A 3262-nucleotide genomic window follows, 5' to 3' on the forward strand; every position below is an offset into this window, starting at 1 on the left:
GAGATATTGCGCTTCCCGGCAACGCAGGAGCCCAGCGCCTCGGGCTTAGCGGTCGGGGCTTTTAGGTAGCTCAGGAATCTCCGAGTAGCGGGTCGTTCGGATGGCCTGGACGATCCGCCCCTGGAAGATGACAAACGCCCCGGCGAACTGGAACACATCCCCCACAGGCAGGCCGATGCTACTCTGGCGCGTCATGGCGATGCCCTTTGTCCAGAAGCTAGGGCGGAAAAGTTCCGTGAGGCGCATGCGCTTCAGTCCAAACGCGGCGTAGAGCTTCTTCTTCGGGTCAGCAAATCGTGGCAGATCCCCGAGGCCGTAGCTGGCAAAGAACGCAGCGGCCTGCGCCTCGCTTCCCATGTGCACCAGCGCGAGCTGCACACCCGTCGCCTCGATTCCTGCACGCCGCGTTGCTAGAATCGTCAGCATCTGGCGGCAGAACGGGCAGCCGAAGTGCCGCGTGAAGACTAGCATGGTGGGCGCACGCTCGGAGAGCGCTCCGAGCGTCTCGCCGGTCTGGGCCTGTGCCTCCAGAGTGCGGGTGTCAAGTAGGGGGCATTGCATCTTTCTTTCAGTATAGATTTATCAAAGAGGAAGTTCCCGACGAAAGAGGAGAAAGATGAACCAGGACCCGCGCTTGATGCGCTTAGATAAATTTCGTCTTCGTGTGGATAACCCGCAGGGCATTGCCACCACGCTCTTTGCAAGCGACGAAGTGCCGATTGAGACCAATGCTGTTACGGAACTGCTAGAGCTACTCACGCTTCAGCAGTCTGTGGAAGCGTTCGCCGACGCGCTGCCCGAGAGCTTCGACGAGACGCCCTGCGTCGAGCAAGTGGCTGTCACGCCGGACTTTCATAAAGCACGCGGTGTCCCTGTGGGTACCGTGCTTGCGACGCGTGGCTTTATCGTGCCCCAGGCCATTGGGAGCGACATCAACTGCGGCATGCGCCTGCACCTCACCGGGCTGGATGCCGAGACGATTCTGAGCAAGCGCGAGGAGCTCGACACAACGTTTCGCCATCTGTTCTTTGAGGGCGGACGCAATATCCCGATGACGGGAACCCAGCGCCGGGCGCTCTTCACGGAGGGGATCACGGGCTTGTTGAGTAGCGTCCCCAAGTCTCAGGACGAGGGCACGTGGGCGCTTTTTCACGACTTGCCCATCGCCGATGAGCTAGGGCGCATCGACCACTACGGCAGCCCCAAAGCAGAGCGGGTCTTTGCCCTCGACGACTTTATCGGTCAGCCCGACACGCTCAGCCGGGACAACCAGATCGGCAGTATTGGCGGCGGCAATCATTTTGTCGAGATCCAGCGGGTCGAGAAGATTTTAGACGGCACGATAGCACATGCCTGGGGCATCAAGCCGGGCATGGTGACGGTGATGGTGCACACGGGCTCGGTGGGGATTGGGCACCTCTGTGGCAACTACTACCGGGATGTGCTGCGCAGTCTCTATCCCAGCTCCCTCAAGCACCCCGACAACGGAATCTTTCCTCTGCCCCTTGCCCGCCCCGAGGTCGCGCTTTTCTGGGACGCGTTCCACAACGCTGCCAATTTTGCCTTTGCCAACCGGATGTTCCTGGCCCTCATTGCCCTGCGCGGCCTGCACCAAGTGTGCGGTGAGAGTTCGTCGTCGCTCCTCTACGATGCCCCGCACAACTATCTCTGGCGCGAGCCAAGTGGCCAGATTCTCCACCGCAAAGGCGCGTGCCCCGCACGCGGCTACGAGGCCATGACCAATACCGAGTTTGCCTACACCGGCGAGCCGGTTCTCGTCCCCGGCTCCATGGGCACGAGCAGCTTTCTCCTCGCCGGACGTGGCAACCCCGAGTCACTGAGCAGCGCCAGCCATGGTGCCGGTCGTGCTCTTTCGCGCGGTGATGCGCTCCATGGCCACGAAGCCGAGTTCCAGGCGTTCCTAGAGCGCTTCCGCATCGTGACCCCCACCGACCTGCGCCGCCAGGATGTCAAAAGCCGCCGCGATATTGTCGAGAAAAAGCTCGATGAGATTCGCCAGGAAGCGCCCTACGCCTTTAAAGGAATCGGCCCTATCATCGCGACCCTACACGGTGCGCAAATCGCCCAGCCTGTAGCCGAGCTTACACCGTTGATGACAATCAAGGGGTAGGAGTATACTACCAAATTCGCGTGACAGGGAAGCTGTCCAGAACGGCATCAATACTAACTAAGAGCATCCCTTCACAGATGGCTTGCGCAACAAGAAGGCGGTCAAACGTATCGCGGTGGTCTTGCTCGAACTGGCCTGCAAGCCGGGTGTGCTGGCTGGTGATGAGGCACTCCCGTGCGCCAAGCTGTACGAGAAGCTTGGTGTAGAGTTGTTCGTCGAGAAACGGGGCGACTTCTGGCCACTTGCCAGCACGATGCTTAATACTCATCTCCCAGACGCTCACAGGGCTGACCAGAAGTGTGTTTCCTGGCGCTTCGAGTAGCTCTCGTACTTTATCGGAGAGCCGCTCAGGCGCCCCGATTGCCCATGCGAGTGCGTGTGTGTCAAGAAGCAGGCGCATCGGTGTAGAAGCTCTCGGTCACGGAATCATCTGTGCCCTCGGTGAGATCACTGGTAAACGCGATGGGATAGAACCCTAAAGTACGCTTCTTCGGAGGCGCTGGCAAGGCGATAAGCTGCGCCACCGGAGTGCCGTAGCGTGCAATGGTCACTTCCTCACCACGCAAAACCTCCTCAATGAGGCGTGAGAGATGGGTCTTGGCTTCATGAAGATTGTAGGTGGACATGAAGTTAGTTTACTTTTTTTAGTTTACTTCTGCAAGGCTATTCGCAGGTAAAATGCACCATGTTTCGTTCTCTTCTTGCTCTCTTACTTTTCTGCCTTACCCTGCCGACTCTCGCCCAACCCGATGACTCGCTGGCGCGGGTGAAGGCACGCGGGGTGCTGAAGATCGCCACGGATGCGACCTACCCACCCTTTGAGTTTATGGAGGCCAGCAAAGTGGTCGGCTTCGATGCGGAGCTTGCCACGGAGCTGGGTCGCGAGCTAGGTGTGGAGGTTGAGATGATCTCCATGGAGTGGTCTGGGGTCTTTGCCGCTGTCGAGACGGGCCAGTGCGATCTGGTGATGTCGGGGGTGACGATCACGGGGGAGCGCAAGAAGGGCAATGGCTTCACGCGGCCCTACTTTCTCTCGGGGCAGGTGCTGGCGCGCAAGAAAGGCACTGCCTTTGCAAAGCCAAGCGATCTACTTGCTGAGGGGCGAACGGCGGCGGTGCAGGCGGAGACAAC

The 3262-nt window shown here is 59.6% G+C and carries 5 protein-coding genes; 2 read left to right on the top strand and 3 right to left on the bottom strand.

Going from position 1 to position 3262, the window contains the following annotated elements:
• Positions 1-45 precede the first annotated feature (45 nt).
• Complete coding sequence (locus tag RMO15_RS04680) at positions 46-561, bottom strand: peroxiredoxin-like family protein (RefSeq protein ID WP_309708482.1); 516 nt, start codon at positions 559-561, stop codon at positions 46-48.
• 55 nt (positions 562-616) lie between these two features.
• Here RMO15_RS04680 and RMO15_RS04685 point away from each other — a divergent pair, with 55 nt between their 5' ends.
• Positions 617-2131: an RtcB family protein gene (locus RMO15_RS04685; protein WP_309708485.1), complete on the top strand. Its 1515-nt coding sequence runs from the start codon at positions 617-619 to the stop codon at positions 2129-2131.
• Between the two features lie 7 nt (positions 2132-2138).
• Here RMO15_RS04685 and RMO15_RS04690 read toward each other — a convergent pair whose 3' ends face one another.
• Positions 2139-2531: a type II toxin-antitoxin system VapC family toxin gene (locus RMO15_RS04690; protein WP_309708487.1), complete on the bottom strand. Its 393-nt coding sequence runs from the start codon at positions 2529-2531 to the stop codon at positions 2139-2141.
• A complete protein-coding gene (locus tag RMO15_RS04695; RefSeq protein ID WP_309708489.1) occupies positions 2515-2757 on the bottom strand; it encodes a type II toxin-antitoxin system prevent-host-death family antitoxin in 243 nt (80 codons plus the stop codon). The genes RMO15_RS04690 and RMO15_RS04695 overlap by 17 nt, the downstream gene beginning before the upstream one ends.
• A gap of 59 nt (positions 2758-2816) precedes the next feature.
• On the opposite strand from RMO15_RS04695, the gene RMO15_RS04700 reads away from it, so the two are divergent.
• Positions 2817-3262: transporter substrate-binding domain-containing protein (locus RMO15_RS04700; RefSeq protein WP_309708492.1), on the top strand; the 446-nt coding region annotated here is incomplete at its 3' end.

Origin of the sequence: Armatimonas sp., from assembly GCF_031410135.1 — a bacterium.
GTDB lineage: Bacteria > Armatimonadota > Armatimonadia > Armatimonadales > Armatimonadaceae > Armatimonas.

What these genes read in the sequence shown, in the direction of transcription:
- RMO15_RS04680 (WP_309708482.1), bottom strand. Translation starts at nt 561, where the DNA reads ATGCAATGCCCCCTACTTGACACCCGCACTCTGGAGGCACAGGCCCAG.
- RMO15_RS04685 (WP_309708485.1), top strand. Translation starts at nt 617, where the DNA reads ATGAACCAGGACCCGCGCTTGATGCGCTTAGATAAATTTCGTCTTCGT.
- RMO15_RS04690 (WP_309708487.1), bottom strand. Translation starts at nt 2,531, where the DNA reads ATGCGCCTGCTTCTTGACACACACGCACTCGCATGGGCAATCGGGGCG.
- RMO15_RS04695 (WP_309708489.1), bottom strand. Translation starts at nt 2,757, where the DNA reads ATGTCCACCTACAATCTTCATGAAGCCAAGACCCATCTCTCACGCCTC.